Origin of the sequence: Faecalicatena fissicatena (assembly GCF_016900595.1) — a bacterium.
Taxonomy (GTDB): Bacteria; Bacillota; Clostridia; order Lachnospirales; family Lachnospiraceae; genus Claveliimonas; species Claveliimonas intestinigallinarum.
Window position 1 is genome coordinate 1 of the sequence record NZ_JACLYY010000027.1, and the last position, 2,828, is coordinate 2,828.

Below are 2,828 nucleotides of genomic sequence, written 5' to 3' on the forward strand. Positions count from 1 at the left end.
TGTATATTCCACTCGTGTAGCACCACTTGCACGAGTATTCTGAGCCAGTCTCACGGAAGATGAGAACCACCTTCACGGAGACTGAGCCATTTAAATTTGGTAACATCAGTCTATACTGATGCTATAGATAAAAACTGAATATTGTAAAGTTGGATGCTACCATCCCCAAAACTCAGGAAATGGTATGTTGTGCTCTCTCAGGATTGCCTCCAGCCTATCAGTATGCTCCCGTAATAAATGGTAATCTTTACGCAGTTTATCAAAGGCTTCCTCTGCTTCCTTTATGGTTTGGTTGGCAACAGCCAGCTCGATTAGCAGATCTCTTTCGGAATAGTTCATTATGGACGCCCCCCTTTCAAAGAGGCTTTTAGTCCGTGGCGTTCGCGCATAGAGACCTTGCCTTCGATCAGAACTTCATAGGAATTATGGATGATCCGGTCCATGATTGCCTCAGAGATTGGACTTTCAACATTGGGATCCGGATTGATCCTGTCGTACCACTCGTCCGGTTCATACTGTGTGCAAAAGATAACAGAGCCTTTTTCACATCTGGATTCTACAATCTCCAGGAGATCATAAGATTCCTGAGGTGAAAGTGCCCGGATCAGCCATTCATCAAGAATGAGAAGTTCGACTTTCTGGTAGGATTGTATCGTCTTTTTAAAGGTGCCGCAGGCTTTGGCAACATTCAGTTCATCCAAAAGTTCCGGCATGCGGATATACTTTACAGATCTGAACTTCCGGCAGGCCGCATGTCCAAGGGCACAGGCAAGATAGGTTTTCCCATTTCCTGATGCACCTTTCAGGATGATATGATGCTTGTCCATTATATATTGGCATGTGGCGAACCGAAGGATCTCCGCTTTATCCAGCTTGCGATCCTCATGATACTCAATTCCTTCTATGATTGCGTTAGGAGCAGCAAAATGTGCATTCTTGATATAGCGGGAGAGCTTATTCGCCTGACGCCGGTTCCATTCTGCATCCACAAGAAGACCGATACGTTCCTCAAATCCAAGGGGCCGATAAGTAGCGGCATCTTCCAACTGGTGTTCCAGTTCTGCAGCCATTGCAGTCAACCTCATAGCTTTCAGGGAATCAAGGGTGCTCTGATTGATCATTGCTGTGCACCTCCCCTCTGAAAGTAAGCGGCGCCACGCGTGATTCCATGGCTCTTTGGCGGTTTTGGAACGTCAGATGACGCAGAAGCAAGCTTATCCTGTCTATTTTTCAAAACCGTGCTGATGGTGCGTATGGATGGCTGGACGCTATAGGCGATTACTCTTTCGCAAGCCTTTTCCAGCCGATTGAGCCCATATTTATCGCCAAGGCGGGTGAGACTTGCACAGGATTTATATCCTTGTTCTGGTTCCCGGCCAGAGGATAGGAACGCTTTAACAACAGCCAATGTATGCTGCCCTGCATCCTGTGCCCAGCGGATAAATTCATCTGCGTTGTAGGTGAGATATTTACGGTGTTCGATCGGCATATGTTCTGGCTGCACAATCGGATCGCGAAGCGGCCTGAGCACCCGTTTATGGGATGCTACTCTGGAACCGTGGAAGAATACCTCTACCATTGTTTTTGTGAGCCGGATATCCACTTTTTCTCCAATCAGATCAAACGGAACGGAATATTTATTTTTCCCATCCGTTATGAGATAATCAAGGGGAACCTTTGCAGTGGACCAGACTGCAGGCTCATACGGGGTTAAAGGGAGCGGCTTCATAAATGCCTGTTCTTCGTCTGAATAAGCACTGTAGCGGCATCCCTCCCGTTTTTTGAAAGGGTACTGGTTTAATTCTTCCAGCTTTTCTGCTACAGCACACTGTACTTCTTCAAACGAGAAAAATTTTCGATTGCGCAGGGCGGCTATGATCCAGGTGGTTACAAATTTCACCATTCCTTCCGCAAGGCTTTTGTCTTTTGGGTGAAGGACTCTGGCTGGAACGATGGCAGTTTCATAATACTCTGCCATTTCGTGATAGCTTTTGTTCAATACTGTATCATAACGGGTGTTCTTTACAACACCGGTCTTAAGATTATCCGGGATCAACAGTCTTGTCACACCGCCGAAATACTCATAGGCATGCACATGGCACAGAAGCCAGTTCGTTGATTTCATATCTTCACAGGCTTCTACATATGCATAGCAGCTGCATGGAAGCACAGCGGCAAAGATATATGCATCGTATGTTTCTGCAGTGACTGGATCCTGATACGGAATGGTTGTGCCAGCCCAGTCCACCTGCATTGCCTCACCTGGCTTGTGCTTGATGCGCATGGTCGCTTTGGTCAGACGTGCCCAATGACGGTATTTATCGCAGAACTGAGAATACATATATGGTGTGCATCCTTCGGAATCACATTTGCTGCAGTATTCTGTCCATAGCAGGGAAAGATTTACTCCGGGCTTCGCAAGTTCCTTGTGGATGTAACTGTAATCCGGCTCTTTCCTCGGGTTTACTGCATCCTTTCTTTGAGGATACAGCAGTGACATAATCTCCTGATTGGTGACAGTGTCATCCAATGGCCAGTGCAGTCCTTTTGCATCTGCTAAATGTAATACCTCGCTGATGGTATTTCTGGAACTGTGTACACTGGCAGCAATCTGACGCTGAGTGTAGTTAAGGCTGTCAAGCCTCAAAATTTCTCGATAATTAACCATAATTACCGACCTCCTATAATGATAGTCACACTGATGTGTGCCAATCTCATTATAAGAAAGATTTATAAGGATGGCTCACCTTCCGTGAAGGTGGCTCTGTTTCAGCATTACAATGGCTCAGAGTGACCGTGCAAACGGTTCTTACGAGTCAGAATATACA

3 protein-coding genes are annotated in these 2,828 nt (G+C 46.3%); all 3 read right to left on the reverse strand.

Annotated features, from left to right (window positions below; genetic code table 11):
* Positions 1-156: 156 nt before the first annotated feature.
* Genes H7U36_RS14920 through istA form a run of 3 tightly spaced genes read right to left on the reverse strand, consistent with a single transcriptional unit; the run spans position 157 to position 2,668 of the window.
* Entirely contained in the window at positions 157-339 is a 183-nt protein-coding gene (locus H7U36_RS14920; RefSeq protein ID WP_087152622.1) for a hypothetical protein, read from the reverse strand.
* The gene (locus H7U36_RS14925) at positions 339-1,121 is read right to left on the reverse strand and encodes an ATP-binding protein (protein ID WP_205156419.1); all 783 of its coding nucleotides are present in this window, start codon (positions 1,119-1,121) and stop codon (positions 339-341) included. The genes H7U36_RS14920 and H7U36_RS14925 overlap by 1 nt, the downstream gene beginning before the upstream one ends.
* Positions 1,118-2,668, reverse strand: coding sequence for an IS21 family transposase (gene istA, locus H7U36_RS14930; protein WP_205156420.1), 1,551 nt, complete (start codon positions 2,666-2,668; stop codon positions 1,118-1,120). The genes H7U36_RS14925 and istA overlap by 4 nt, the downstream gene beginning before the upstream one ends.
* Between the last annotated feature and the right edge of the window lie 160 nt (positions 2,669-2,828).